The following is a 26,286-nucleotide window of genomic DNA, read 5'->3' as shown; positions in this document are numbered from 1 at the left end:
ACTTTAACTTTTAAAGTCTTATGTCTAATATCCAGTAGCTAACGTCCATCTAAGATATGATACAGTTTAAAGAATTTACACTTGATAACGGCCTGCAGGTAATTGTGCACGAAGACCACACCAGCCCGATGGCCGTGCTCAATATATTATACAATGTTGGCTCGCGCGACGAGGAAGAGGCCCATACCGGTTTTGCCCATCTATTTGAGCACCTGATGTTCAGCGGCTCTAAAAACATACCTATCTACGATGAGCCTTTGCAGCGCGTAGGCGGCGAAAACAATGCGTTTACCAGCCCTGATATCACGAATTATTACCTGTCGTTGCCGGCCCAGAACATCGAAACCGGTTTCTGGCTGGAGTCGGACCGTATGCTGGAACTGGCTTTTAGCGAGAACGGCCTGGAAGTGCAGCGCAAAGTAGTGGTAGAAGAATTTAAGCAGAACTACCTGAACCAGCCTTATGGCGATGTATGGCTGAAACTGCGCCCGCTGGCCTACAAAGAGCACCCCTACAAATGGGCGACTATCGGCAAAGAAATAGCCCACATCGAGGACGCTACCATGGATATTGTGAAGAACTTTTTCCGGAAGCATTACTCGCCAAGCAACGCCATACTTGTAATTGCCGGTAACGTAACCTTTGAGCGCGCAAAAGAACTGACAGAAAAATGGTTCGGCCCTATTCCGGCAGGCGAAAAGTATGAACGAAGTATAAAACCGGAACCGCCGCAGACAGAACCGCGCGTACTGGAGGTTAGCGCCGATGTGCCGCTCAGCGCCATTTACAAAGCGAACCACATGCCAGCCCGCACCCACCAGGATTATTATGCCGTCGATCTGATCAGTGATATACTGGGCCGTGGCAAATCAAGCAGGTTATATGAGCAACTGGTAAAAGAGCAGCAGCTTTTCAACTCGATCGGTGCTTCGGTTTCGGGCTCTCTGGAAAATGGTTTGCTGATCATCCAGGGCAAATTAAAAGAAGGCGTTGACCTGGAAGTTGCCAACGCAGCCATCGAGAAAATAACGCAGGAACTGATGGAGCAGCAAATTGAGGCCCATGAACTGAACAAGGTAAAAAACCAGGCGGAAGCTACCATCGTTTTCTCTGAGATCGAACTCCTGAACCGTGCCATGAACCTGGCCTATAGCAAACTGCAGGGCGATGCTAACCTCATAAACCTGGAAGGCGAAAAAGTACAGGCCGTAACACCAGCTGATATCCTGCGCTGTGCTAAACAGGTACTGAGCCCGAACAACTGCTCTACGTTGCTATACAAAGCCGAGAAAAAGCAAGAAACCGTAGAAGCGGAATAAAGTATACTGCTGTTTTACCAAAGTATAAACCGGTGCTGGCGTGCACGGTTTATACTTTGGACTTTGTTTTTCAGGAAAACCGAAACTTTTATTTACAAGTTTTGTATATACAAGTATTATAAATAACTTTGTAGCACAAATCAGAAGGCATGCGGATAGAAGACGAGTTAAAGCAGATTGAGTTTAAGAGTGATTATGGTCGTTTGCTGGTAAACCTGTTATTTACCAATAATTGGCTTAACCAACAGTTGCTGCCTTTCTTTAAGCAGTTCGGCCTGACGCTGCAGCAGCACAATGTACTTAGTATCTTACGCGGTCAGCACCCCAAACCTGTTTGCTTCGGCGATATACAGTCGCGGATGGTGGAGCGCAACTCCAATGTTACCCGCCTGATTGATAAACTGATTGAGAAAGGATTTGTAACACGCGATATCTGCCAGGAAAACCGCCGTATGATTGATGTACGCGTTACCCCATTAGGCTTGAGCGTGTTAGAACAGGTAGATAGCAAATTCCCTCATTTATTTAATCAGTTCGATAACCTTAGCCCTGAGGAAGCTGTTCTGGCAAGCAACCTGTTGGATAAACTGAGAGGCTAACCCAAAAATTTTTATATATAAATTTGTGCATACAAGTAATGTATAAACCTGAATTAAATAACATGAAACAGATAAAAATAAAAGACGCAACTATTCCGGCCCTTGGCTTTGGTACTTTCCAGTTAGATAACACGGTTGCCACACACATGGTAGGAGCCGCTATTGCAGCAGGTTACCGCCACATCGATACGGCCCAAGTTTACGGAAACGAAGAAGGCGTAGGGCAAGCGATACAAGAGGCAGCTATTGCCCGCAACGAAATTTTCCTGACTACTAAAGTACACCGTGACCCGCTTCGCAAAGACAAGTTCTTGCCATCGGTAGAAGAAAGCCTGCGCAAACTGAAAACCGATTACGTGGACCTGCTGCTGATTCACTGGCCAAACCCGGAAGTACCGGTAGAAGAATACATCGAACAGCTGATGCTGGCGCAGCAAAAAGGGTATACCAAATATATTGGCGTCAGCAACCACCCTATCAACCTCCTGGACCGTGTGCTGGCAACCGGCGCCGATATCATTACCAACCAGGTAGAGTACCACCCGCTCATCAACCAGGAAAAATTAAAAAGCTACTTACAGCAGCATAACATCAGCCTGACCGCTTACAGCCCTATTGCACAAGGCAAAGTAATGGGCAACGAAACCCTGAAAAGCATTGCTGAAAAGTATGGCAAAAACGAAATTCAGGTTACGCTGCGCTGGCTGATGCAGCAGGACCAGGTGCTGGCCATTCCGCGCTCCTCCAAAGAGGCGAACATGGAAGCCAACATCCACATCTTCGATTTCGAGCTTACCCAGCAGGAAATCGCGCAGATAGATGCCCTGAACGCCCAGAACCTACGCGTTGTAAATCCGGCTTTCGCACCAGACTGGGACTAGTTTAATTACGAATTAAGAATTACGAGTTAAGAATGGAAACGAAATATATTCAAAGTATAACTTTCTAACTCTTTAACTATTTAACTTTAAAATTATCAAACTACTTCTATGAGCCAAGCACTTTTAAATCCTATAAAATTAAACGACCTCGAACTGAAGAACCGCGTGATTATGGCACCCATGACACGAAGCCGCGCCGATAACGAAGGCAACGTGCCCAACGAGTTGATGGTAACATACTACACGCAGCGCGCCGGTGCGGGCCTGATCATTACAGAAGGAGCCCAGATTTCGAAGCAGGCTGTTGGTTATATCAGCACGCCCGGAATTCATACTTCGGAGCAGGTAGCCGGCTGGAAAAAAGTAACAGAAGCGGTGCACAACGAAGGCGGTAAAATCTTTATCCAGTTGTGGCACGTGGGCCGTATGTCGCACCCGGATTTCCATAACGGAGAGTTACCGGTAGCCCCTTCTGCCTTTAACCCGAACAGCCAATCGTATACACCACAGGGCTTTAAAGATACAGTTACCCCGCGCGAAATGACCATCGCAGAGATCAAGCAAACAATCCAGGATTACAAGAATGCTGCTAAGAATGCAATGGAAGCTGGTTTTGATGGCGTAGAAGTACACGCATCAAACGGTTACCTGCTACACCAGTTCTTTGCGAGCACTTCTAACATTCGTACAGACGAGTACGGTGGCTCCATCGAAAACAGAGCGCGTATCCTTTTCGAAATCCTCGAAGAAATAAAAGAAGTGATGCCGATCGAGAAAGTAGGCGTGCGCCTGAACCCAAGCCTGTTCGGCACCTTCGGAATGACGCTGAACGAAGACACCATCCCGACCTTCGATTATATCATCGAGCACCTGAACAAGTATAACTTAGCCTACCTGCACTTAACCGAAGCACCTAAAAACGCCTCTGAAATGCCGCACGCCGAGCCAAACATTGCCAAACGTTACCGCCCGATGTACAAAGGGAACCTGATCATCAACGGTGGCTTTACAAGAGAAACCGGTAACGACGTGATCGAAAACGGTGATGCGGATATGGTAGCCTTTGGAGTACCTTTCATCTCAAACCCGGATTTGCCAGAGCGCTTCGCTAAAAAAGCCGAACTGCAAAAGCCTGACCAGAACACTTTCTATTCTCCGGGCGCAAAAGGTTATATTGATTATCCTATACTGGAGGAAGCGCAAGCTTAGATTTAGAAGTATAAAAAGAGCCGGTTACTGAAAAGTAACCGGCTCTTTTTATTTGTAGTGATCTATAGTTTCTAAGTTTTGCTGATTTTATACTTTGCTGACGTAGCTTCTTCCTAGCTTAATTTATAAATGCTTGTAGTATAGTTGGCTTTCGCGCTCCAAGTCCGCTGGGACTCGTTCTCGGGCATCGCGCTGTGTTCATTTCCTGCCTTACGGCTGCTGCGCACCGGAAACTCACAAGGCGCTCAACCCAAGAACTGGGATAGGTTTTTTTCTTCAATCACCTGATTTATAGTCTACAGAAAGTATAAAGTATACTTCTATTCAGAGAAAATGTCTTTGGTTAAGTCAACTCCCCTCCTTTTTTCAAGGAGGGGAGCCGCAGGCGGGGTGGTTAATCGCACAAAAGCCCAGCCATCGCGGCGAAAAAGCTAACAAGAAAACTTATACTTTGAAATTTCGAAAAGCACCTTCAACGCCAACAGCAAAGTATAAACGCTTTACTCCAAAACCTTAATGCCCATGCCCTTTTAAATCCGGCGCTTTATCAGAAATAATAAGCTGCCGTACTTCGCCCTTTTCCCAGGCGTTTGCTCCGGGCACAACTTCTGGCATTGGTATGTCTTCGCGCTGCTTTCTCTTTTCTGCCGTCGATACGTTAAAGCGCTCGTCGCGCTCGGCTACCAGTTCCTGTTTTAATTGTCCGTCTTTGGTGAAGCCCATCATCAGTTGCGGCCCGCCCATAGGCAGTTCCAGGTCGCGGTCGGTGTGCCAGGTATGAATCGTTTTGCCGTAAGTTGATACCAGCTTTTCCATCAGTTCGTGTTCTGCCACATCGGGTATGCCCGGCGCTATCAACGTTCCCGACTTTACTTCGTGGTGGTGGCTATGCCAGAGCTTCTTTTCTTCTTCTGGCAACTGTTTAAAAAGCCTCTCTGTGATGATATACTCTACGCCCATCAGCTTGGCATTTTCACCGTTGCCATCGTAAATAATGGCTTGTTGCACATCTTCGTTTAGTTGTGTTACATAGTGGTGCGCTTCCATCTGGCCTTCCATGTTGCCGTTGTAAAAATGAAAACCATCGAGGTAAGCACTCACTTTAGAGAGCGGCGTTTTGTCCTGCAGCATGTTTGCGCCGGCTTCCAGCAATTCTGTCTTGGTTGATTTCTCGGCGCCTGGTGCCTGCACGTTAGAGCCTGTGTTTTCGCCGCCGCAGCTTACCAGCAGTATACTGGTAAGTACACTAATTCCAGTTTTCGATTTCATAGTTTATACGTTAAAAAATAGTCCGGATCAGAAATAGTATTAAACCTTATACACCAATTTCAGTCTACAAACAGCAGGCGACAGGTTTTTATAAAATAACGAATTGCATGCACTGTGGTTTATACTTGCTCCTGACCAGCGATCAACACAAAGTATAAAAAGCAAAAAGGAAGCACATTTATACTTCTGCAAGCTGTAAAAAAAGTATATTTACTTTTTATGCCTGTCCACAACAGGCTGCGCAAAGTATAAATGACAGTATCTTTTAAACTATGAAACTTAAAATAAGAACCGGCTTTGGCTACGATGTGCACCAACTGCAGGAAGGCCTCGATTTCTGGCTGGGCGGTATTAAAGTGCCGCACACACATGGCGCCTTAGGCCATTCGGATGCCGATGTACTGATACATGTGATTTGTGATGCCCTGCTGGGCGCTGCCAATATGCGTGATATCGGCTTCCATTTTTCAGATAAAGACCCGAAGTATAAAGGTATCGACAGCAAAATTTTACTGAAAGAAGTGATGGCGCTGCTCTCCCGCGAAGGCTACGAGATCGGCAACATCGACTCAACCATCTGCCTGCAGGAGCCCAAAGTAAACCCGCACATCCCGGCCATGAAAGCCTGCCTGGCCGAGGTAATGGGCATCCCCGAAGATGATATTTCCATTAAAGCCACGACCACCGAACAACTCGGCTTTGTTGGCAAAAAAGAAGGCGTGGCAGCTTTTGCAACCGTACTAATCCACAAACAATAACCTAACTATTACCTACACCACTCATCTTAAAACAAATGAAACACCATCCATTATATGCTTTTGCGCTGATCGCAGCGTTTAGTGCAGGCTGTGCAAAAACCCCTACAACCTCTACGCCCGCTGGCCCTGTTACAGATGCAGCCCAGTTGCGCGAAGTGGCCGAAAAGTATGGCAACACCATTACAGCCGCCGACCTATCGAAGCACCTGCATATTATTGCTTCTGATGAATACGAAGGACGCAATACCGGCGAAAAAGGCCAGAAAATGGCAGCCGAGTACATTGCCCGCGAGTTTAGGGAAGATGGCCTGGTAGGGCCGGTAAAAACTGGAAGCAACCCGTATTACCAAACTTTTGACCTGGAGAAAAGCCAGTGGGGCGAAGGCTACATCACTATCGGGAAGCAAAAATTCCTGATGGGCCAGAACTTTTATGTACTGGGCGGCTCCCCGTTCCAGGCAGAACAGACAGTTGAGGTGGTATTTGCCGGCTACGGTATCGACAGCGATAAATATTCTGATTACAATAACCTGGATGTAAACGGCAAACTGGTGGTAGTGCTGGCAGGCGAGCCAAAAGGCAGCAATGGCAACTATCTGCTAAGTGGTACCGATAAAACATCTGACTGGGGCAACGACTATCGCCAGAAAAGAAATGCTGCTACCAAGCGTGGCGCAAAAGGCGTAGCGATTGTAATGGGCGGCAATGCAACTGAATTTAACAGCCTGACCCAACGCTACAAAGCTTACTTATCACGTCCGTCGCTGGGCCTGAAAAGCTCCGCCGAGGCACCTGCAGCCGCCACAATGTTCGTATCGCCGGCAGTTGGAGCAGCGTTAACAGGTGTTACTCCGGAAAAAATGCTGGCCTTCGCAGGCGATGTAACCAAAGCAGGAAAACCGGTGGCAGCTAAGTTCACAGCTCCAAAAGACATCAAAGTAAAGACTGAGCGCATCAGTGAGCCATTGCCTACCGAAAACGTACTGGGGTATGTAGAAGGCTCTGATAAGAAAGACGAATTAATTGTCGTAACCGCACACTACGACCACGTGGGCATGGAAGAAGACGCTGAAGGAGACGACAAGATCTTTAACGGCGCAAACGACGATGGCTCGGGAACGGTAGCTGTAATTGAACTGGCCGAAGCCTTTGCACAAGCTAAAAAAGAAGGAAACGGCCCGCGCCGTAGCGTGTTGTTTATGACAGTAACTGCTGAAGAAAAAGGTTTGTTAGGCTCTGAGTATTATTCTGAGAACCCGATTTTCCCGCTGGCAAACACGGTAGCAAACGTAAACATCGACATGATCGGCCGTATGGACTTTGATTATGAAAAGACCAACGACAGCAATTATATCTACGTGATTGGGGCTGATAAGCTTTCTTCGGAGCTGCACCAGATAAACGAAGAAGCGAACCAGAAGTATACCAAACTGAAACTGGATTACAAGTTTAACGACGAGAACGATCCGAACCGTTTCTATTATCGTTCTGACCATTACAACTTTGCTAAAAAAGGTATTCCGATTGTGTTCTTCTTTAATGGCGTACACGCAGATTACCACAAAGCTTCTGACTCGGTAGATAAGATCATTTTCGAAAGTGCTGAGAAAGTAGCCCGCCTTGCTTTTTATACTACCTGGGAACTGGCCAACCGCGATAATCGTATTGTAGTAGACAGCAATAAGAAATAATATATCGGATCGGCTTATAATGCCGTTACATATAAATAAAGTATAGCTTTCAGGAAAAACACCCTAACTTTAAGGGTGTTTTTCTTTTGTGCCTATACCCACAGATTGTGTTGCTGTTGCACAGAAAAACGTAGGCGAAATACAGTATGAGTAAACTAAAACAGTTTCTGCAGGACGCGGAAACAAAAGCATTCGACCAGGGCCACCGTTCCACCATCAAATTTAACATCGGTAAGTATAACACCGCTGTGCAAAATGGCCTTACCCAATATTCTGATCACGAACTTGCCCGCGAGCGCGCTTCCTATATAAAAACCAACACCATCAATAACCTTGATAAGTACCTGATGGAGTTCGAGGCCAACTTTACGGCACGTGGCGGTAAGGTAATCTGGGCGCGCGATGCCCAGGAAGCTCTGAAGGAAGTTGGCGAGATCATGAAACGCAAGCGTGCCCGCAGTGTGGTAAAATCAAAGTCGATGACGACGGAGGAGATCCATCTGAACGATTACCTCGAAAAGAACGGCATCGAAACCGTAGAAACCGACCTTGGCGAATACATTGTACAACTGGCCGAACAGCGCCCCTACCACATTGTAACGCCGGCCATGCACATGTCTAAAAAAGATATTGCAGAACTGTTTACCCGCAAACTGAACATCCCACCCACCGATAATGCCGAGGAACTGGTAGGTGTGGCCCGCAAACTTTTACGCGATAAGTATACTTCCGCAGAGGTAGGGATAACGGGTGGCAACTTCCTGCTAGCAGATATTGGTGGTGTGGCCGTAACCGAAAACGAAGGAAACGGCCGTCTTTCCACTGCCTTCCCGAAAACGCATATTGCCATCGTAGGCATCGAGAAGATGATTCCGTCGGTGATGGACCTGGACTTGTTCTGGCCACTTTTAAGTACCAGTGGCACCGGCCAAAACCTGACCGTATACAATACCATTTTTACCGGTCCGCGCCAGCCAAACGAGCCCGATGGCCCCGATGAAATGTATGTTATACTTTTAGATAACGGCCGCACCGATTTACTGGCCCTGCCCGAGAAACGCGAAGCCCTTAATTGTATCCGTTGCGGCGCTTGCCTGAATGTTTGCCCAGTGTATAAAAACATTGGCGGCCATACGTATGAGAGCACCTACAGCGGCCCGATCGGTTCGGTTATTACACCACATCTCAGCGGCATGGCCGAGAACAAGCATTTGAGTTTTGCCAGTTCGCTGTGCGGCGCCTGTACTTCTGTTTGCCCGGTTAAGATAAACATCCACAACCTGCTGCTGCTAAACCGCAAACAAAGCGTAGACGAAGGCCTGGCCGATAAAAATGAGCAAACCGCGTTTAAATTATGGTTGATGGCCATGAAAAACCGCAAGCTTATGAACCTGGCTCCGGCAAGTATAAAAAACTTTGTTGTGCGCAAAGCGACGCAAAATACCTGGGGCAAACACCGCGAAACCGTAAAAATGGCTCCTAAATCGTTTAACCAACTCTGGAAGGAACGGAAATAGCTTTAAACTGTGATTCAGATGGGTTTGTAATTGGGCGGAAATACCAACCAACGCTGCCGCGGGTTTTCAACTCGTGGTTCTCCAATGCAGCAAGTTTTCAACTTGCGTAAGTAAGTATAAATGGAGCCTTCTTCTGTAGCACGCAAGCTGAAAGCTTGCTCTATAATAAGCCACGAGTTGAAAACCCGCGGCAGGAATGATTTTAAACCTAAAACGGCCTGCAATACTTCTTGCAGGCCGTTTTAGGTTATATTATCACTATTATCGGGTTGGTCATTCATACGTTATACTTTTAGAAAATAGCAGGCGCAAAGGGTTTACGCGAGAATACGGTAGTTTCGTCCACATCTTTCAGGCGGCAGATGAAACGGGTCATACGCTCCACGCCAAAGCCGCCTCCGGCAGTTTTTGGCAACAGGCCGTCTTTGGCTACCTGCAGGTAATGCTTAAATGTTTCTTTACTAGTTCCGATCTCATCCATCCGCTTCACAATTTGGTTGTACTCGTGCTCGCGCTCTCCGCCGGATAAACCTTCGCCAAATCCTTCGGGCCAGATCACATCATAGTTTAGATAAGTGCCCGGTTTTTTCTGGTCTTCTTTGTCGTAAAATTCGCGTTTGTGGTTGGTTAGCCAGAAAGGAACAGTAGCGGCTTCCGATTTTATTTTTTCAAAGTCCGGGCCATACAGCGCTTCAGATTTCTCGGTGCGGTAAACAGGCCATTTCTCGTATTGCGGCAACAATTCCCCACGCAACTCCAGCAACAGTTCCGGTAGTTCGGCATTCAGTTGGGCAAAAATATAGTTCACAAGTTCCTCCATAAAATCCATCACAAAAAAGCGGTCTTTGTTCCGGAACTCGAAATCTACCTGCGTAAACTCAAACAAATGGCGGCCGGTACCGGCACGGTCAGCAAACTCGAGGCGCACGTTCGGCGATACAATATACAGGCTTTCCAGTTCCGGGTTAACGAGCGCCAATTGCTTATGAAAAATCATCGATTTGGTGAGGCTCCAGCGCTGCTCGGCGTAACTGATGGTAGCATCTACCACACCGTGGTTCAGCGGATCGGTTATTGGCGAAAGCATCAGCGGCATAAGCTGCGTTAAACCTTTCCTGAACATAAAACCGTGTGTTGCACGTATGATGCCTTGCTGCACCTGCAGTATTTTAGGGAGCATCGGGCGTGAGAGCTGGCGCAGCGTGGCATCCAGTATGGTTGGCTGCTGTAAAGTGAGGGTGTCTTCCATGTTACTTTTGATAATTTAGTTGATTTTTAAACTGTTCAAAAGTAAAAAATAGCTACTTTTATTGCTAATTTATTAATAAATATTTTATAAATTTGAATTATTAATAATTTTTAAACTTTTAAATTATCAAATAGATAAAATTAAGAAATTTACGGGCATATGAATTACGAAATTGATAATCTGGACAGACAGATTTTAAGGCTACTGATGCAGGATGTGACCCGCGCTTACACCGATATTGCCAAAGAACTTAATGTTTCGGGTGGCACGATACACGTCCGGATGAAAAAACTGCTGGAGATGGGCGTTGTCAAAGGCTCCCAATTACTCATCGATCCGGTGGCGGTTGGCTTTGATGTATGCGCTTTTCTGGGCGTATTTCTGGAGAAAGGCTCGGAGTACAAAGATGCGGTTTTGCAGATGCAGGCCATCCCCGAAATTGTAGAGTTGCACTATACCACCGGCTCGTATAGCATGTTCGTGAAAGTAATTTGCCAGGACACCAAACACCTCCGCGAAGTACTGAATGAAAAGATCCAGGTGATCCCCGGCGTGCAGCGCACCGAAACATTTATTTCGCTGGAAGAAAGTATAAGCCGCCAGATTGCGTTGGTGTAATCTGCAAAGTATAAATCCGGTTTATACATAATAACCCACCCCTTGCCCCTCCCAAGAGGGGAATCAAAATCACACATTCAGAATTTGTTATACAATCACTTGTGCAGAAAATTCCCCTCCTCGGAGGGGTTAGGGGTGCATGAATACAATTGCCGCGTAAATCATACTTTATACTTTCTGATCAGGTATAAAACAAATCGCCCGCTGCTGCAGAACAGAGCGGGCGATGTAGTATAAAGTATAAATTGTTATTTATTTTAATTTCTGAAGTGCCGCACGGAGCGTAGTTAAAGAAGATTGAATAGCTTCTAAAGACGCCCCACCTACCGATAAGCGGAACCAGGTCACATCGCTGCCAGAGCCAAACGCCGAGAAAGGAACCACCGCCAGTTTTGCCTCGTGCAGAATATAGATGGTAATATCCTGACTGGTTTGCAGCGTTTTACCTTCCGGCGTTGTTTTGCCAGCTAAGTCCATTTTCACGGACAGGTAAATAGCACCCATCGGCACAATGGCATCTACAGCATGGCCTTCGGCTTTCAGGTCTTTAAAACCTTTGTATAATACCTCCAGGCTTTCTTTTACTTTCGGCTTAAACTCTTCTAAGAAACTATCCACTTCTTCCTGTTGGTTCAGGAAGGCGGCAGTTGCCATTTGTTCTGCTTTTGGTGCCCAGGCACCGATGTGGCCCAGTATGGATTTCATTTTATCCATTACATTGGCCGGCCCGAACGCATACCCAACGCGTACGCCGGTTGCAGCAAATGCTTTGGATGTTCCATCAATATAAACCACATACTCGCGCAGGTCCGGGCGCAGGCTAACCGGATCGAAATGTTCGGCAGCGCCAAAGGTCAGCATCCAGTAGATCTGGTCGTACATAATGTAAATCGGCTTTTCGTTTTCGGAGCGGCTCTTGTTTTCTTCCAGCACCAGGTCGCAGATCTCTTCCAGATCTTTTTTTGAGAACATGGTGCCTGTGGGGTTAAGCGGCGAGCAAAGTGCCAGCAAGGTTGCGCCTTTTAGGTGCGGTTTGACATCGGCAGCCGTCGGCATAAAGTTATTTTCAGACTGAGTCTCCACCATCACAGGCGTTGCACCGGACAAGTGGCAATAGTGGTTGTTGTTCCAGGATGGCGTCGGAAAAATCACTTTATCACCCGGATCAACGATGGCCAGGTAGGTGGCATAAATTAACGGGCGCGAGCCGCCTGCTACCAGAATATCGTTTTCTGGATAACTTAACCCCAGATGTTTTTGCGTGAAGGCTGCTACTGCTTTGCGAAGTACAGCCACGCCATTTGCAGGCGGATAATTGGTGTGCCCCTGCTCATAGGCTTTGGTAATCTCGGTTTTCAGTTTCTCCGGAATCGGGTAAATAGATGGGTCGAAATCGCCGATCGTGAGGTTACAGATCTGTTCGCCATTGGCTATCATCGCGTTTACTTCGCCGGCTACCCGTATAATTTCGGAGCCGATGAGGTTCTGAGCCATTTTAGATACTATCATGCAGTAGAAGTTTGGTCACGTGAAAATACTTAAATACGGTAGTTTTACCATACAGCTAAAGTATAATTTCCAAGATCGATTTATACTTTAACAAATAAGGCACTTAAAACAAAAAGGCAGAAGGTAAATCCTTCTGCCTTTTGTACTTGCTATACTTTGTTTTTATACTTCTTCGGTTTCGTCGGGGAGTATTTCCACATCCTGCACCAGCACAAAACTTTCTATTTCGCGGGCGCGCGGTGTGTTGGCCAGTCCGCCTTCGGCTGTTTCTTTATACTTGCGTTCCATACTTTCGCCAACTTCGCCAAGGGCTGCCACGCACTGGTCTACCGGTATCACGGCATTCACGCCGGCTATTGCCATTTGCGCTGATGAGAAGGCAATAGCGGCCGCACTGGCATTACGCACAATGCAAGGCACTTCTACCAGGCCAGCCACCGGATCGCAAACCAAACCCAGCATACACTGTATGGTAATGGCCACGGCTGTAAACACTTCTTCAATATTTCCGCCCAAGCAATACACGATAGCGCCTGCGGCCATGGCTGCGGCACTTCCGGTTTCGGCCTGGCAACCGCCTACGGCACCAGCTAAAGAGGCGTTTTGCTCGATAATTAACGCAATACCTGCTGCTACTAAAAGCCCTTCGTGTATACTTCTGTCGGGGAGGTTATGGAGTTCCTGCAGGGTAGTTAATGTGCCAGGCAATATACCCGAAGCGCCTGCTGTTGGGGCTGCCACCACCCGGCCCATGCACGAGTTTACTTCTTTGGCGCCTAACGCACGCGACACCAGCATCTTAAACTCCGGCGATAGTACCGTAACAGGCGATTTTGCTACTTTTTTGGCACCGTTGTTTACCATACCCGAGCGTGAGCGCATGTCTTCGGTCAGGCCGGTTTGCACGGCGTCTTTCATTACGTCGTAGGCTTTGGCTATATTTTCCCAGATAAAGTCCTCGGTGCGGCCTTTCTGTTCTATTTCGTAATCTAATACAGGCTGGTAAAGCGGCTCTCCGGTTTCGGTGCAATGCTTTTCCCAGCTCTTAAAATCGTTGAATAATAATGACATAGTTATACTTGCTAAACCTGTTCGCTGTGCTGCGCGAAGAAGTTGTTAAAGATAATTCAAATTTAAGGAACGTGCCACGCTTTAAAAGTATGCAACTGCAATATCTTTTATGTGCGCGTTATACTTTGTCTAAACAAGCAGCAGCGGTAAGATGGTTCTGTTTTTTCGCTTTGGATGATAGGCTAATTTACAACTTGGCTAACCTGCCGCTTTGCTATACGTTTCTTCGGTATACATTACATTTTACAGGACTTTATACTTCAGCAAGTATGGAAAACAGCGAAAAGAAACGAATCTCGATCCGGGTACATGGCAAGGTGCAGGGCGTGTTCTTTCGGGCAAGTACCCAGGAAAAAGCCCGCGAACTCGGCCTCGCCGGTTTTGTACAGAATGAACCAGACGGCACCGTGTACCTGGAAGCTGAAGGTGAACCTGATGCACTGCAAAAACTAAAAGAATGGGCACAGGAAGGACCGATACACGCGCGTGTAGAGAACCTGGAAGTACAGGAACTGGAAGGGGTTGGTGTATTCGATACGTTTGAGCAGCGGCGGTAAGGAGAAATGTATTATAAATAATAAGACCTAACGCATAAAAAATACCATAGCCCGTAAAACACTTAGATTTTATAGGCTATGGCACTAAACTTAAAAGCCAGGATCAAACTGAATACTTACAATGTATTATAATATGTTACCAGTGCTGCTAATTCTGCATCTTTTTTAAGATCCGGTTTTTTCTCTTTGAGGTACTTCTCTATTTCCGGTGCCTTATCACTTAAGGCAGCAATGACAGCTTTCTTATCCGGTTTGATCTTTGTAAGTTTTTCGTTTTTACTGATGTAGTAGGTTACGTTTTCATGAAACCGCTTTATTTTAGTAGCAGAACTATAAGTAGTTTCTTCCAGAATAGCCTTTGTAGTTCGTTTCAGTAACTGCGTTGCACCATCCGTGAGTACTTCATAGAATGCACCATCTGCTGATCTATTTAGAGAAGTATATCCTCTTCTGAAGATATGGGAGGTGAGACCGGCATTTTCTGATGGCAATTGTATTTCAAACTCTTTTACTGTATCCACAAAACTACGCATCTGGCCATCAGGCCCTTTAAACAGAAGTTCGTCTGAAACCTGGTCGTAAAGCAACTCTATCTGTTTGTACGTGGTACCGTCTGATAACTTTACCATACCTTTCCCCCAATCAGCATGTAAATAAGGCGAGCCTTCTATATTCGTGTAAGCTTTTTTTAAGATGGGCCTACCTTCTAGATCCTGAATATTAAACTGAGCGATAGCACTTTTACCTCCCATACAAAGTAGAAAGGCTATCAGTATAAATTTATACGTTATTGATTTCATCATCTATCGTTTATATCATCCCAATATAACAAAATATCTATTAATCTTTATTTAATTATGGAGGGCTGCTTATACTTTAAATTTCAGTTTTGGCTCATATGGAACAACTATATATCGCAAAACGGTTATATTACATTACCGGAATCCAACTGTAGTCTACATCCATTTATGATAAAGTAAATTACAGGAATCCATTCAAGAGGAGACTTCCCAAGCCTAACATACTCACTTACAAAAGTATAACCCGAACACAGTTTAATATTTATCTGTAAAATGCTGCTGTGGGTTTGCTGAAATTTCGCGTTCTTGCGTCGCTTTTGCTGTTTAAACTTTTACTTACTGGCAGCAGACAGAAACAGAATGCGCGAAAAACTTATCAACTATACTTTCTTTTTTACCGGTTTAATGCTTTTCGGGCTGGCTAATGCTATTGCCGTACAGGTTAAGTACCTGGGCCTGCACCCCTGGGAAGTACTGAATGTAGCCCTTTTTCAGAGATTCGGGTTTACAATTGGCACCTGGAGCACTTTGGTGGGTTTGATATTTGTTTGCCTGTCGTGGTTCATGAACCGTAAGTATATCAATATCGGTACTTTTCTGAATGCCCTCCTGATAGGCCCATTTACTGATTTGTTTCTCTGGCTTGATTTCTTACCCAAGGCTACCAACACCCCACTGGATTATATTAACCTGGGTTGCACGATGGTTATTGCCGGTATAGCGGGTGGTATGTATGTGGCAGGTGGCGTTGGAGCAGGCCCGCGCGATGGCTTTATGCTTTCTGTGTCTGAGCGTACAAAATTATCCGTTAGCCAGGCACGAATTATAACAGAATGTATCGTTTTGGCTATCGGCTATGCTTTAGGCGGACCAGCATTTATTGCGTCTTTCTTTTATACCTTGATCCAGAGCCCGATTTTCCAGGTTACGCTAAAGTTTTTCCAGAAGCTACGTATTTCCCTGATAGAAAGGCAGCCGCAAATCGAAGTATAATTTTTGGATCGGAGTTTACCCACCCCTAACCCCTCCAGGGAGGGGAATTGTTTGCTATGAGTAATCAAAGAACTATATCACAAAAAATAGTTTTGATTCCCCTCCTCGCAAGGGTTTGGGGTAGGTCATCAGTGTTAAACAGTTTTCTGCTACAGGAGGGTGTTTCTTAAAGAATAACATCAAAACTGAAGTATAACTTCCTCCTTTTCGCCGGTTGTTGGGTCTACTTTAAAAAGCTGGTGGCTGTTGGTACTGGTTACCCAAAGTTTGCCGTTCAGGTAAAGGACCTCGTTTGGCTCGCTCAGGCCGCTAGCTAAAGTATAAACTTTGTTGCGTTGCAAATCCAGCACTTTAATTTTACCGTTGTAAGTATCGGCGATGTATACGTGGCTGTCTATTACTTCGAGGCCTACGCAGTGCTGTAGCAGCGCATCGTCTACGTGCCCGTCCACATCGCCAAAATCAAAAAGCCCACGGCCAAGCGGCGTAAGCACCATACCTGTTTCCGTATTAATTGTCCGGATGGCGCTGGCTTCGGCATCTGCCACATACAGTACCTGATTATTACGGGCAAGTCCGCTGGGCTGGTTAAAGGCGGCTTCACGCAACGGGCCATCTGCTAAGGCTTCCCGGCCGTTTCCGGCAAAGCGGTATACTTTTTCAGTGGCCAGGTTCATGCGCAAAATCTGGTGGTTGCCGGCGCTGGCAATGTACATGTCGTTTCCTGCAATCAGCAAATCCCAGGGACTGTTCGGGTTAACGGGCTCATCCAGCTTATCTTCCATGAAATAGTAATCGAGTTCGCCGGTGCCGGCTACCGTACTTACCTGTTGCTGCACCAGGTCCACTTTCCGGATCATGTTATTCTTGGCATCCGCAACATAAAGTACAGTACCAAGTATTGCCAGGCCGTGTGGTTCGTAAAAGCTGGCTTCGGTATAACTTCCGTTGTCTGCGCCTTGCCTTCTGGAGCCTATCACTTCCAGCACCTGCCCTTGTTGGTTTAGTTTGATGATGCGGTTATGCCCGCTATCCGACAAGTATAAATTTCCTTCCTCATCTGGGGTAAGTTTAGAGGGAAAGTATAAAGCAGTCTCTTCGCGTTTTTCCACGTGAAAAGGCAGTGGTTCATGGTTTAGCGTAGCAGCAAATTCTTCCTTCATTTTTTGGATGTACGGTTGTACAGTCTGGTACACGCCTTCGCCGGCATGCTGCCCTACTACTTTGCCTTCCGGGTTAATCAGCACTACTGTTGGCCAGGCTTTAATGCCATACTGGTCCCATAGCCTGAAATCCGCATCGTTTACAACCGGGTGTTCGACTCCAAATTTCCGGATGGCCTGCTTGATGGGGTCTTTCTGTTTTTCGGCATCAAACTTAGCCGAGTGCACGCCAATTACCACCAACACATCCGCAAATTCCTGCTCCAGTTGTTTAAGGTCTGGTATAATGTGCTGGCAGTTAATGCAGCCAAACGTCCAGAAATCAAGTAAAACAATTTTCCCTCTAAAATCTTTTAGCTGCCAGGTACGGTCGGTGTTCAGCCAGCCATGCGGCGTAGTTAGTTCAGGGGCAGTTACACGTCCGTTCAGCATGGTTTTCTGGTTTGATGAAGTATGACTTATTAACTGATCTGTTTCGTAAAAGTTTTTATACTTGCTTCGCTGCTAAGTATAAACAGGCCACGTTAGCAGCAGGTTAATTTTTATAGTAAATTTGCATGAACAGCGCTAAACTATGCAGGAAACCTACCTATCGGATTTCGGAATTATATTGCTCTACCTGATCGGTGGCGCACTTTTCGTGGTGGTGGGTTTGTTTACGGCCAAACTGTTGCGCCCGCACCGGCCTAATCCTGAAAAGCTGGCTACTTACGAATCCGGAGAAGAACCGATTGGCAACTCGTGGGTGCAGTTTAACCCGCGTTTTTATGTGGTGGCCCTTATCTTCGTTATTTTTGATGTGGAGCTGGCGTTTTTGTTTCCGTGGGCAGTGGTGTTTGGGCGGCGCGATCTGATTGAAGCTACCAATGGCGTTTGGGGCTGGTTTGCGTTGGCTGAGATGTTTGTTTTTATCGGCATACTTGTATTAGGATTGGCGTATGCATGGGCAAAAGGCCACCTCGACTGGATAAAACCGAACCCTGTTATACCTAAAAGCCGTTCTAAAATACCACTGGAAGTATACCAGAAGTTTAACCAGCAGCAGGACCAGAAGCGAAGCTAGTTTTGACAAAGGAACATTAGACAAAAGACTAAGGACGCAAGATTAGATATTTTTGATCTTACCAAGTATAAAGCGTCTCTATTCATAAATTTTAATTTATAATTATCTTGGATAAAACCGGAGAAGGCGGCGTTGTAATTACAAAACTGGATGATGTGCTGAACTGGGCACGTTTGTCGGCGCTATGGCCGATGGGTTTTGGGCTGGCTTGCTGTGCCATCGAGATGATGGGCGCGTACAGTTCGGGCTACGACCTGGACCGTTTTGGAGTAATCCCGAGAGCTTCGCCGCGCCAGTCGGATGTGATGATTGTGGCCGGAACCGTTACCTTTAAAATGGCCGACCGCATCCGGAGGTTGTACGAGCAGATGGCCGAGCCGCGTTATGTGATCTCGATGGGCTCGTGCTCTAACTGTGGCGGCCCCTACTGGGAACACGGTTACCATGTGGTAAAAGGCGTAGACCGGATCATTCCTGTTGATGTTTATGTGCCTGGTTGTCCGCCACGACCCGAAGCGCTGATCGGTGGTTTCCTGAAATTGCAGGAAGTGATCCGGAAAGAAACCATTCGTGCTCCGCGCGCTGTGCAGGAACTTATGGCAAAGCGAACGCAACCCGCATCTGTGGCTGAAATAGTAGCTTCATCCGCAGACATTCGTAATTCTTAATTGTTAATTCGTAATTATAAAAAGGTGTTGTTCGAGGAGCTAAAGCAATTTATAGAAGCACGTTTCGGAACCGGAGTTATACTTTCGGAGAAGGCTGATGCGCTGCAATCTTACCTGGTTTTGCAACCGGAGAGGCTAGCCGAAGTATGCCTGGAACTGCATGATAACGAAGAAACATACTTTGATTTTCTATCGTGCCTGACTGGAATAGACAATGGCCCGGAAGCCGGCACGATGGAAGTTGCTTATAACCTGTATTCGATCCCGTATAACCACCACCTGATGCTGAAAGTGCAGGTGCCGCGCAATCCGGAAAATGGGTTACTGCCCACAGTGACAACCGTCAGCCACATCTGGCGCACCGCCGACTGGCACGAGCGCGAAATTTTTGACTTGGTCGGCATTAACTTCGAAGGCCACCCGGATATGCGCCGCATCCTCTGCGCCGCCGATTGGGAAGGCCACCCACTACGGAAAGACTACAAACTGCAGGATTATTACCACGGCATCAAAGTACCCTATGATAACCACAACGAGCACAACGGCTTCAAATCCGAATCTGTTTTCCTGACAGAGCCGCCTGCCGAACAATTCCCGGATAAGCGCGAGAAACCGGAGTAGCAACCGGGTCCAACCACCCCCAGCCCCTCCTTATCCAAGGCGGGGAGTTTTTATTACTGCTAAGTATAAGCAATATAGTTCGTGCTTTTTTAGGGCTAATAAAGTATGAGCTTTAAAAGTATCAGCTTTATTTATACTTGATGAAGTATAAAGTAGTAAGTACATCACCCTCCCTTGTTTTTAGGGGAGGGTTGGGGAGGGGTTTACTTCTCTACGTTCCGGAATAAGACCGGAGAGTTACCATAAAGTGGCGTGCTGCCATCCCATTTCTCGATAAACTGCTGCTGAATAAGTAAGGGCGTGAGTGTGCGCTGGCGCAGATCGTTGGCTCTTGCTTCGGCTTCGGCTACTACTATTTTTTTGCGGGCCTGCGCTTCGGCTACTTTCAGTTCGTTTTCTACTTGCATGGCCTGCTGCACTGCCTGGTTTTTGAGGTTTACGGCCTGTACAATTACTTCCGGGTACTGAAGGCCGCTGGTCATCTGCTCCAGGTCAAACCCCTCTCTTTTAAGGGCATCGCCTAAAGCCATCTGTACTTTATCTTCAAACGACTGGCGGTTAGAGATGATGCTGTCGGTGCTGTACTGGTTAAACTGGATCCGGAATGCGTCGCGGGTATAGTTGTACAACGTTGTTTCGGTGATCTGGCCGATCTCTTTGCGGTACTTGGCAAAAATCTTCGGACTCTGGCCTGCTATTACCCTGAATGAAATAGTAGGATCTACGGTAAACACCGAACCGTCTTTGGCATTAACAGTGAACGGCGCATAATCTATCGTCTGCACGAACGTCGGAAACTGGTACACGTCTTCGGTAAGCGGGTTGTACCACACACGGCCCGTTACAAGGCTCACGTCCTGCACGCCTTTATCGCTGCCATACAATTTAACCAGAATACCTTCGTGGCCTGCATCAATGCGGGTACAGGATTTCATGGCGGTGATCGAGAACAGGATTATAAGTATAAAAGAGATGCTCCAGCTTAAAATAGATCGGTTATTCATATCAGGCGTTAAGTTTAGATAAGCAATATCGGATGGTGATGTAATTTACAAGTATAAGCACAGCCAGCAGCGCCACTCCAAGTATAACCGAAGCATCGGAAGGCTGCCGGATAAGCGCAGTTACTTCGGTGTAAGCGAAAATATCTGCTACCAACAGCAAAAAAAGTATAAGCAGGTATTGGGGTTTCATTTGAGACTTTTAAAGATTCTTTAACGTTACTCGTGCAGCCGATGGGCTTGCGTAGCCAAGCATAAGGGCTGAACTTTGTTAGGTGAAACCGTTTTTAACTAGCTAAAAATTCTGTCATTTCACTCGGCATTGGATAATGTCCATTCTGCCGCAGTTGCAATATCATTTCTCCCAAGTGAAAAGATAGATGAACTGATAAGTCTTGAACTATTTTTAACTTATTCTCTATGTCCTTGCTTTCAATAGATAATGATTGAATTTCATTTTTTATCTGTTCAATCTGATTATTGAAAGTATTAATAATTTGCTGAAGTAATCCTTGGTCACGAACAACAGGGTCAGTTTTCCAAGTATCCAATTCTTCAATGTCTGTAGAGTCTAATCCTTTTAATTTATTCAATTGGGATTCCTGCCAGACTATTAAATGATTTAAGATTTGCCAAATGCTTTTTGGGGTATTAACATATTGAAGACTGGCTTTTGACACATCCATGTTTTGAAGCACTTTAAATGTGTCAAATGAATCAAAAAAGATTTTATCGAAGGTCATTTTACTTTCTTACGATTACTTACAACTTCTATATAACTACTACCGGATATACTAAACTTATTACGTTTAGTCAACCACCGCTAGCTAGGTAACAGCAACTGGATTACCGAATATACTATATATTATTGAAAGCATATAATTTATTAAAGTATAACCAGAAGCACAAACCCCTGTATAACTCCCCAATTTTTCCGAACTTTGCACCTCATTCGTAATTCGTAATTATTAATTCGTAATTAATCCCCGTGTCCACGATCTACAAAGACTACCTGCTGCAATCGGAGCCGAACAAGTTTAGCCTGGATGGCCTGAAAGCAGGCGAGATGATTGTGAACATGGGCCCGCAGCACCCCAGCACCCACGGCGTACTGCGCCTGGAAGTGGTTACCGACGGAGAGATCATCCGGAACGTAGCGCCGCATATTGGCTACCTGCACCGCTGTTTCGAGAAGCACGCCGAGCACATGGCCTACAACCAGACCATCCCGTACGTAGACCGCATGGATTACCTGGCCGCCATGAACTCGGAACACGTTTGGTGCATGGGCGTGGAAAAGCTGCTGGGCATTACCGATCAGATTCCGAAGCGAGTAGAGTATATCCGGGTGCTCGTAGCTGAGCTAAACCGCATTGCCTCACATTTTGTGGCTATCGGCACGTACGGCATCGATATTGGTGCTTTCACTCCTTTCCTGTGGCTACTCCGCGATAGGGAGCATATTCAACGTTTGCTGGAGTGGGTTTCCGGGGCACGCATGCTGTACAATTACATTTGGGTAGGCGGTTTATACTACGATTTGCCTGTCGGTTTTGAGAAACGCTGCCGTGAGTTTATTGATTACCTGGGGCCCAAGCTCGATGAACTGGATACGATCCTGATCGAGAATACCATTTTTATTGACCGTACCGCCAACGTAGGTGTTTTACCATTGGATGTGGCGATAAACTACGGTTGTTCCGGCCCGATGCTGCGTGGCTCCGGGTTAAAGTATGATCTGCGCCGAGTTGATGGTTACAGCGTTTATCCGGAACTGGATTTTGAAGTACCGGTTGGGCAGGGTTTGGCAGGCACTACCGGCGATTGCTGGGACCGCAACTATGTACGCGCCCTCGAATGCCGCGAATCCGTGAAGATCATCCGCCAGTGCCTCGACCAGCTCGAAGGCGACTATAAACGTACCCCCGATTTTGATCCGCAGGCGGCCTGTCCTAAAAAGCTGCGCACTACCGGCTCTCAGGAATTATACTTCCGGGGCGAAACCCCACGCGGCGAACTCGGCTTTTTTTACCGCACCACCGACCGTTCCGATGTACCGTTCCGTTGCCACGGGCGCTCGCCTTGTTTCTCCAACTTATCCGTATTGCACGAGATCAGCCAGGGCTGTATGGTAGCCGATTTAATTGCGATTGTAGGCTCTGTGGATATTGTTCTGGGCGAACTGGACAGGTAAGTTATACGTTGCAAACAGGGATTAGCTTACCAGAAAATCATACTTGCGTTTATACTTGCAGTTCGTGTTATCTCTGCCTATTACTTTTCCGTTAAAAGCACATAACCGTTTTGTTAACGAAAGTATAGCGCCTTGAAAATCCATCGACTCTTTACCATACAACTGCTCTGGCTGAGTTTCTTTCTGAACCCGGCTATTGCGCAAATCCAACCTGCTGTTATCAGCCAAGATTCTGTTCAACTTATCAGAACAGACTCAGCTATTATACTTGCGCCTGCCGATACGGTACTGCCCGGCCAGAAAAAGCCTTTTGTAAAAGCGCAGCGTGTAGAAGGCGACAATAAAGCATTCCTGAAACGGGCCGTTATTCCATCGGCGTTCTTGATAACGGCAGGCATTTATACCATGCAGGGCAACGGCATTATCAGCAGTTTTGATTTGCGGGATGCACGGAACAGTAATTTTGCCGAATTCAGTACGAAAGCAGATGATTACCTGCTTTTTATTCCGCTGGCCTATATGTATGGCCTCAACTTATTTTCATCCCAGAACCGCCACGAAACCAGCCGCCAAACAGTACTGCTGATCGCTTCCGGGGCGCTTGCATCCGCGTTTGTGTGGCCTACCAAAGTATTAACCGATATCGACCGACCGAATGGCGAGGACCATGCTTTTCCGTCGGGCCATACGGCTTACGCGTTTACCATTGCGACTATCGTTGATAAAGAATTCCGGCACAAAAGCCCCTGGATAAGCGTAGGCAGCTATACCATTGCCAGCGCCACGGGCGCCATGCGCATCCTCAATAACAAACACTGGTTTTCGGATGTGCTGGCCGGTGCTGGCGTAGGTATACTTTCCGTGAACACGGCATACTGGGTTCATGCTAAACTTACCAAAGGCAAAGGACTCAATACTACTTATTTTACACCAACGCTGTTGCCAAACGGACGCATGGGCATGGCGATGGGCGTTACTTTCTAACGTAAAATTTCCGGCTAGTAACTTTACTCCAATACACCGGTTTTATACTTTCGGAAGAAGCCCTATTTCTTTTTACCTTTACAGATGCTTTCATTCGTCCGTCCGCTGCTACTGCTTTGCTTTTTCCTGATCTGTACTGCTACCCAGGCACAAACCCGAACGGTATACGGCACTGTGCGCGATGCGAACTCATCTGAAAAACTGCCTTTTGTAAGTATAAGCGTAAACGACGGCGAAACAGGCACCACCACCGACCTCGATGGCAAGTATAAACTCCAACTCAACCGCCCTGTTACAAGCCTGCGCTTTAGTTACGTGGGCTATGATGCCAAAATTATTTACCCGGATTCGGCTGAGCGCTATGATATTTTACTGCCGCCTTCCGTGGCGCAGCTTCAGGAGGTAGTTATACTTGGTTCCGGCAAAAATCCGGCGCACCGCATTATTCGGCTGGCTACGCAGAACCGCACCCAACACCGCTTAAGCAACCTGCCCGCTTATACATTCCGGACATACAATAAATTTATACTTACTGCCACCGATGCCCAGGAATTTGACCTGAGCGATACGTTGCAACTATCCGAACAGGATTCGGCGTACCTGGATATGCGCAATTTGTTGGCCGGGCAGCATTTGTTTATGATGGAAAGTATAACCGATTATGCTTTCCTGAAACCCGATAACGCCAGCGAAACCATACTGGCTACACGCGTGTCGGGTATACAACAGCCTAGTTTTGGAGCCGTAGCTGCCGAAGCGCGCGATTTTTCGGTGTACGAAGATATGCCGGTGTTTTTCGGGAAGCGCTACCTGAGTCCGTTAAGCCCGGGAAGCACGCGCAAGTATGATTTTATACTTCAGGAAACTGTTGTTACAGCCCAGGACACTACTTTTATCATTTCATTTAAACCGGAAGCCGGCAAAAACTTTGATGCCCTGAAAGGCCTGCTTTATATAACCAGCAATGGCTGGGCCGTGCAAAACATCATTGCCGAATCAGCAGATGGTGCGCAGCGAGGCGTGCGGTTGCAGCAACAATTTAAACAGACCGGCCCGCAGCAAAAGTGGTTCCCAACCGAGCTGGACTTAGAAATTACCGTTCCTAAAATTACGTTGCGCGGGCACCAACCCTACGGCCGCATCCGGACTTATATCACCAACATCAACCTCAACCCTGCGCTTAAAAAATCTGATTTTGGCGTGGTAGCGCTGCAGCAAAAAGCCAACGCCGCCAAACAACCCGATACCTTCTGGCAACAATACCGCCCCGACTCACTGAACCAACTAGAACTACGCACCTACCAGCAACTCGATAGCGTAGGCCGCGCCCAGAAACTGGACCGCAACATCCGCGTGCTGGAATACCTTTTCCGGCAGCAGATTCCGATTGGCCCTATCAGCTTAGATCTGAACAGGCTGTTGCGCGTTGGCGCTTTTGAAGGCTTGCGGCTGGGCATTGGTGCACATACAAACGAGGTGCTTTCGGAGCGGTTTAAGGTGGGAGGTTACTGGGCTTACGGCTTCCGGGACGAAGAAACAAAGTATGGCGCCGACGCCTCTTTCATACTACATAAGCCAAGCCAGCTGCAGGTAAAGGCCGAGTATTTTGAGGATGTGCTGGAACCTGGCGGCAAGCGTTTTCCTTTTCAGCAAACAGGCTTTCTAAAAGACCTGCGCCGCGTGGTGCTGCCTTTGCTGAGCTATGCCAGCCACAAAAGTATAGCCGTTTCGGGTAGAATGTTCCGGTATCTGCAGGCACATGCCCAGCTGCGCCAGGAAGAACACCGGCCTACTTTAGGTATAATTACTGATGAAACTCCCATAAACTTTAACCTGGCTGAGGCTGCCCTGAGTCTGCGTTACGCGCCCGGCGAAACCTACATGAACCAGTTTAACCAGCTGATGCCGATGCAGACAGAACTGCCCTTTATACTTTTAGGTCAGTATACACGCGGCTTTAATTCTATGCTGGAAGGAGAACACAGCTACCATAAGTATGAGGCACAGGCAACTACTTCGTGGCGGCACCGCACATTCGGCCAGACGAGCGTGACACTTTCAGGCGGTTTTATAAGCGGCGATGCGCCCTACATAAGTTTGTTTAACGGCTACGGCAGTTACAGCTCCGACCATTACGTGTACACGGGCAAAGGCTTTGAGACCATGCGCCCATACGAGTTCTTTTCCGATAAATTTGCCTCGTTGTTCTTTCAGCAGAACTTTGGTAAGCTGTTATTCCGAAGCAAGTTTTTCCAACCAGATATCGTAGCGCTTACCAACATCGGTTTCGGCGACCTGGATGGAGCAGTTATACTTCCGGATGTGCCGGTGCAGGTTATGAACAAAGGTTATTATGAATCCGGCCTGCTGTTTAATAACATTATCCGCTCTCCTTTTTCGGGCGTTGGCGTGGGTGCCTTTTACCGGTATGGCCCGTATGCAGCCGCTTCGTCAAAAGATAACCTGGTTTTCAAATTCACTTTTTCCCTGGCGTTTTAAGCTTATAAATACGTATAGCTGCTGTTTGCCATTTTATACTTTGATGCTTCAAC

At 46.9% G+C, this 26,286-nt stretch carries 25 protein-coding genes; 16 read left to right on the top strand and 9 right to left on the bottom strand.

Annotation, left to right across the window (positions count from 1 at the left end):
- The first annotated feature begins 56 nt into the window (after nt 1–56).
- The 4 genes from DP923_RS05250 (at nt 57) to DP923_RS05235 (ending at nt 4,008) form a co-directional block, all read left to right on the top strand.
- Nucleotides 57–1,319, top strand: coding sequence for a M16 family metallopeptidase (locus tag DP923_RS05250; protein ID WP_112304720.1), 1,263 nt, complete (start codon nt 57–59; stop codon nt 1,317–1,319).
- A 149-nt stretch (nt 1,320–1,468) separates the two neighbouring features.
- Entirely contained in the window at nt 1,469–1,918 is a 450-nt protein-coding gene (locus DP923_RS05245) for a MarR family winged helix-turn-helix transcriptional regulator (protein WP_112304719.1), read from the top strand.
- 62 nt (nt 1,919–1,980) lie between these two features.
- Complete coding sequence (locus tag DP923_RS05240; RefSeq protein WP_112304718.1) at nt 1,981–2,799, top strand: aldo/keto reductase; 819 nt, start codon at nt 1,981–1,983, stop codon at nt 2,797–2,799.
- A gap of 108 nt (nt 2,800–2,907) precedes the next feature.
- Nucleotides 2,908–4,008 carry an alkene reductase gene (locus tag DP923_RS05235; RefSeq protein ID WP_112304717.1) on the top strand — a complete coding sequence of 367 codons (1,101 nt, stop codon included), beginning with the start codon at nt 2,908–2,910 and terminating at the stop codon, nt 4,006–4,008.
- Between the two features lie 513 nt (nt 4,009–4,521).
- Here DP923_RS05235 and DP923_RS05230 read toward each other — a convergent pair.
- A complete protein-coding gene (locus DP923_RS05230; protein WP_112304716.1) occupies nt 4,522–5,277 on the bottom strand; it encodes an OBAP family protein in 756 nt (251 codons plus the stop codon).
- A 272-nt stretch (nt 5,278–5,549) separates the two neighbouring features.
- Between DP923_RS05230 and ispF the strand changes: the two genes are divergently transcribed.
- From ispF to DP923_RS05215, 3 genes are all read left to right on the top strand, one after another.
- Nucleotides 5,550–6,035, top strand: a complete 486-nt coding sequence (gene ispF, locus DP923_RS05225) for a 2-C-methyl-D-erythritol 2,4-cyclodiphosphate synthase (RefSeq protein ID WP_112304715.1) — start codon at nt 5,550–5,552, stop codon at nt 6,033–6,035.
- A gap of 35 nt (nt 6,036–6,070) precedes the next feature.
- Complete coding sequence (locus DP923_RS05220; protein ID WP_112304714.1) at nt 6,071–7,726, top strand: M28 family peptidase; 1,656 nt, start codon at nt 6,071–6,073, stop codon at nt 7,724–7,726.
- 146 nt (nt 7,727–7,872) lie between these two features.
- Nucleotides 7,873–9,243: a LutB/LldF family L-lactate oxidation iron-sulfur protein gene (locus DP923_RS05215; protein WP_112304713.1), complete on the top strand. Its 1,371-nt coding sequence runs from the start codon at nt 7,873–7,875 to the stop codon at nt 9,241–9,243.
- Nucleotides 9,244–9,535: 292 nt separating this feature from the next.
- Here DP923_RS05215 and DP923_RS05205 read toward each other — a convergent pair whose 3' ends face one another.
- Nucleotides 9,536–10,492, bottom strand: coding sequence for an asparagine synthetase A (locus tag DP923_RS05205; RefSeq protein ID WP_112304711.1), 957 nt, complete (start codon nt 10,490–10,492; stop codon nt 9,536–9,538).
- A 159-nt stretch (nt 10,493–10,651) separates the two neighbouring features.
- Between DP923_RS05205 and DP923_RS05200 the strand changes: the two genes are divergently transcribed.
- Nucleotides 10,652–11,110, top strand: coding sequence for an Lrp/AsnC ligand binding domain-containing protein (locus DP923_RS05200; RefSeq protein ID WP_112304710.1), 459 nt, complete (start codon nt 10,652–10,654; stop codon nt 11,108–11,110).
- Nucleotides 11,111–11,362: 252 nt separating this feature from the next.
- On the opposite strand, the gene DP923_RS05195 is transcribed toward DP923_RS05200, so the two are convergent.
- Complete coding sequence (locus DP923_RS05195) at nt 11,363–12,619, bottom strand: pyridoxal phosphate-dependent aminotransferase (RefSeq protein WP_165838149.1); 1,257 nt, start codon at nt 12,617–12,619, stop codon at nt 11,363–11,365.
- 162 nt (nt 12,620–12,781) lie between these two features.
- Nucleotides 12,782–13,690, bottom strand: coding sequence for an L-serine ammonia-lyase, iron-sulfur-dependent, subunit alpha (sdaAA, locus tag DP923_RS05190; protein WP_112304709.1), 909 nt, complete (start codon nt 13,688–13,690; stop codon nt 12,782–12,784).
- A 269-nt stretch (nt 13,691–13,959) separates the two neighbouring features.
- Between sdaAA and DP923_RS05185 the strand changes: the two genes are divergently transcribed.
- Nucleotides 13,960–14,247, top strand: coding sequence for an acylphosphatase (locus DP923_RS05185; RefSeq protein WP_112304829.1), 288 nt, complete (start codon nt 13,960–13,962; stop codon nt 14,245–14,247).
- Nucleotides 14,248–14,363: 116 nt separating this feature from the next.
- On the opposite strand, the gene DP923_RS05180 is transcribed toward DP923_RS05185, so the two are convergent.
- A complete protein-coding gene (locus DP923_RS05180; protein ID WP_165838148.1) occupies nt 14,364–15,050 on the bottom strand; it encodes a hypothetical protein in 687 nt (228 codons plus the stop codon).
- Nucleotides 15,051–15,407: 357 nt separating this feature from the next.
- Between DP923_RS05180 and DP923_RS05175 the strand changes: the two genes are divergently transcribed.
- Nucleotides 15,408–16,040, top strand: a complete 633-nt coding sequence (locus DP923_RS05175) for a YczE/YyaS/YitT family protein (RefSeq protein ID WP_112304707.1) — start codon at nt 15,408–15,410, stop codon at nt 16,038–16,040.
- Between the two features lie 179 nt (nt 16,041–16,219).
- Here DP923_RS05175 and DP923_RS05170 read toward each other — a convergent pair whose 3' ends face one another.
- Nucleotides 16,220–17,635 carry a thioredoxin-like domain-containing protein gene (locus DP923_RS05170; protein WP_112304706.1) on the bottom strand — a complete coding sequence of 472 codons (1,416 nt, stop codon included), beginning with the start codon at nt 17,633–17,635 and terminating at the stop codon, nt 16,220–16,222.
- A 142-nt stretch (nt 17,636–17,777) separates the two neighbouring features.
- On the opposite strand from DP923_RS05170, the gene DP923_RS05165 reads away from it, so the two are divergent.
- From DP923_RS05165 to DP923_RS05155, 3 genes are all read left to right on the top strand, one after another.
- Nucleotides 17,778–18,266, top strand: coding sequence for an NADH-quinone oxidoreductase subunit A (locus tag DP923_RS05165; RefSeq protein ID WP_112304705.1), 489 nt, complete (start codon nt 17,778–17,780; stop codon nt 18,264–18,266).
- Between the two features lie 98 nt (nt 18,267–18,364).
- Nucleotides 18,365–18,934, top strand: coding sequence for an NADH-quinone oxidoreductase subunit NuoB (gene nuoB / locus DP923_RS05160; protein WP_112304704.1), 570 nt, complete (start codon nt 18,365–18,367; stop codon nt 18,932–18,934).
- A gap of 24 nt (nt 18,935–18,958) precedes the next feature.
- Nucleotides 18,959–19,555 carry an NADH-quinone oxidoreductase subunit C gene (locus tag DP923_RS05155; protein WP_112304703.1) on the top strand — a complete coding sequence of 199 codons (597 nt, stop codon included), beginning with the start codon at nt 18,959–18,961 and terminating at the stop codon, nt 19,553–19,555.
- Nucleotides 19,556–19,758: 203 nt separating this feature from the next.
- Here the strand turns inward: DP923_RS05155 and DP923_RS05150 are convergent, their stop codons facing one another.
- The 3 genes from DP923_RS05150 to DP923_RS05140 all read right to left on the bottom strand — a co-directional run bounded on the left by DP923_RS05150 (nt 19,759) and on the right by DP923_RS05140 (nt 21,299).
- Nucleotides 19,759–20,559 carry an SPFH domain-containing protein gene (locus tag DP923_RS05150; RefSeq protein ID WP_112304702.1) on the bottom strand — a complete coding sequence of 267 codons (801 nt, stop codon included), beginning with the start codon at nt 20,557–20,559 and terminating at the stop codon, nt 19,759–19,761.
- 1 nt (nt 20,560) lies between these two features.
- Entirely contained in the window at nt 20,561–20,749 is a 189-nt protein-coding gene (locus DP923_RS05145) for a hypothetical protein (protein ID WP_112304701.1), read from the bottom strand.
- A gap of 94 nt (nt 20,750–20,843) precedes the next feature.
- A complete protein-coding gene (locus tag DP923_RS05140; protein ID WP_112304700.1) occupies nt 20,844–21,299 on the bottom strand; it encodes a DinB family protein in 456 nt (151 codons plus the stop codon).
- Between the two features lie 245 nt (nt 21,300–21,544).
- On the opposite strand from DP923_RS05140, the gene DP923_RS05135 reads away from it, so the two are divergent.
- The 3 genes from DP923_RS05135 (at nt 21,545) to DP923_RS05125 (ending at nt 26,233) form a co-directional block, all read left to right on the top strand.
- Nucleotides 21,545–22,750, top strand: coding sequence for an NADH-quinone oxidoreductase subunit D (locus DP923_RS05135; RefSeq protein ID WP_112304699.1), 1,206 nt, complete (start codon nt 21,545–21,547; stop codon nt 22,748–22,750).
- Nucleotides 22,751–22,882: 132 nt separating this feature from the next.
- Entirely contained in the window at nt 22,883–23,734 is an 852-nt protein-coding gene (locus DP923_RS05130) for a phosphatase PAP2 family protein (protein ID WP_112304698.1), read from the top strand.
- A gap of 84 nt (nt 23,735–23,818) precedes the next feature.
- Nucleotides 23,819–26,233, top strand: coding sequence for a DUF5686 and carboxypeptidase-like regulatory domain-containing protein (locus tag DP923_RS05125; protein WP_112304697.1), 2,415 nt, complete (start codon nt 23,819–23,821; stop codon nt 26,231–26,233).
- The last annotated feature ends 53 nt before the right edge of the window (nt 26,234–26,286 follow it).

It is taken from the genome of Pontibacter arcticus (assembly GCF_003284895.1).
Taxonomy (GTDB): Bacteria; Bacteroidota; Bacteroidia; order Cytophagales; family Hymenobacteraceae; genus Pontibacter; species Pontibacter arcticus.
The sequence above is the reverse complement of the archived record's forward strand: the minus strand, read 5'-3'. Positions and strand labels throughout refer to the sequence as shown.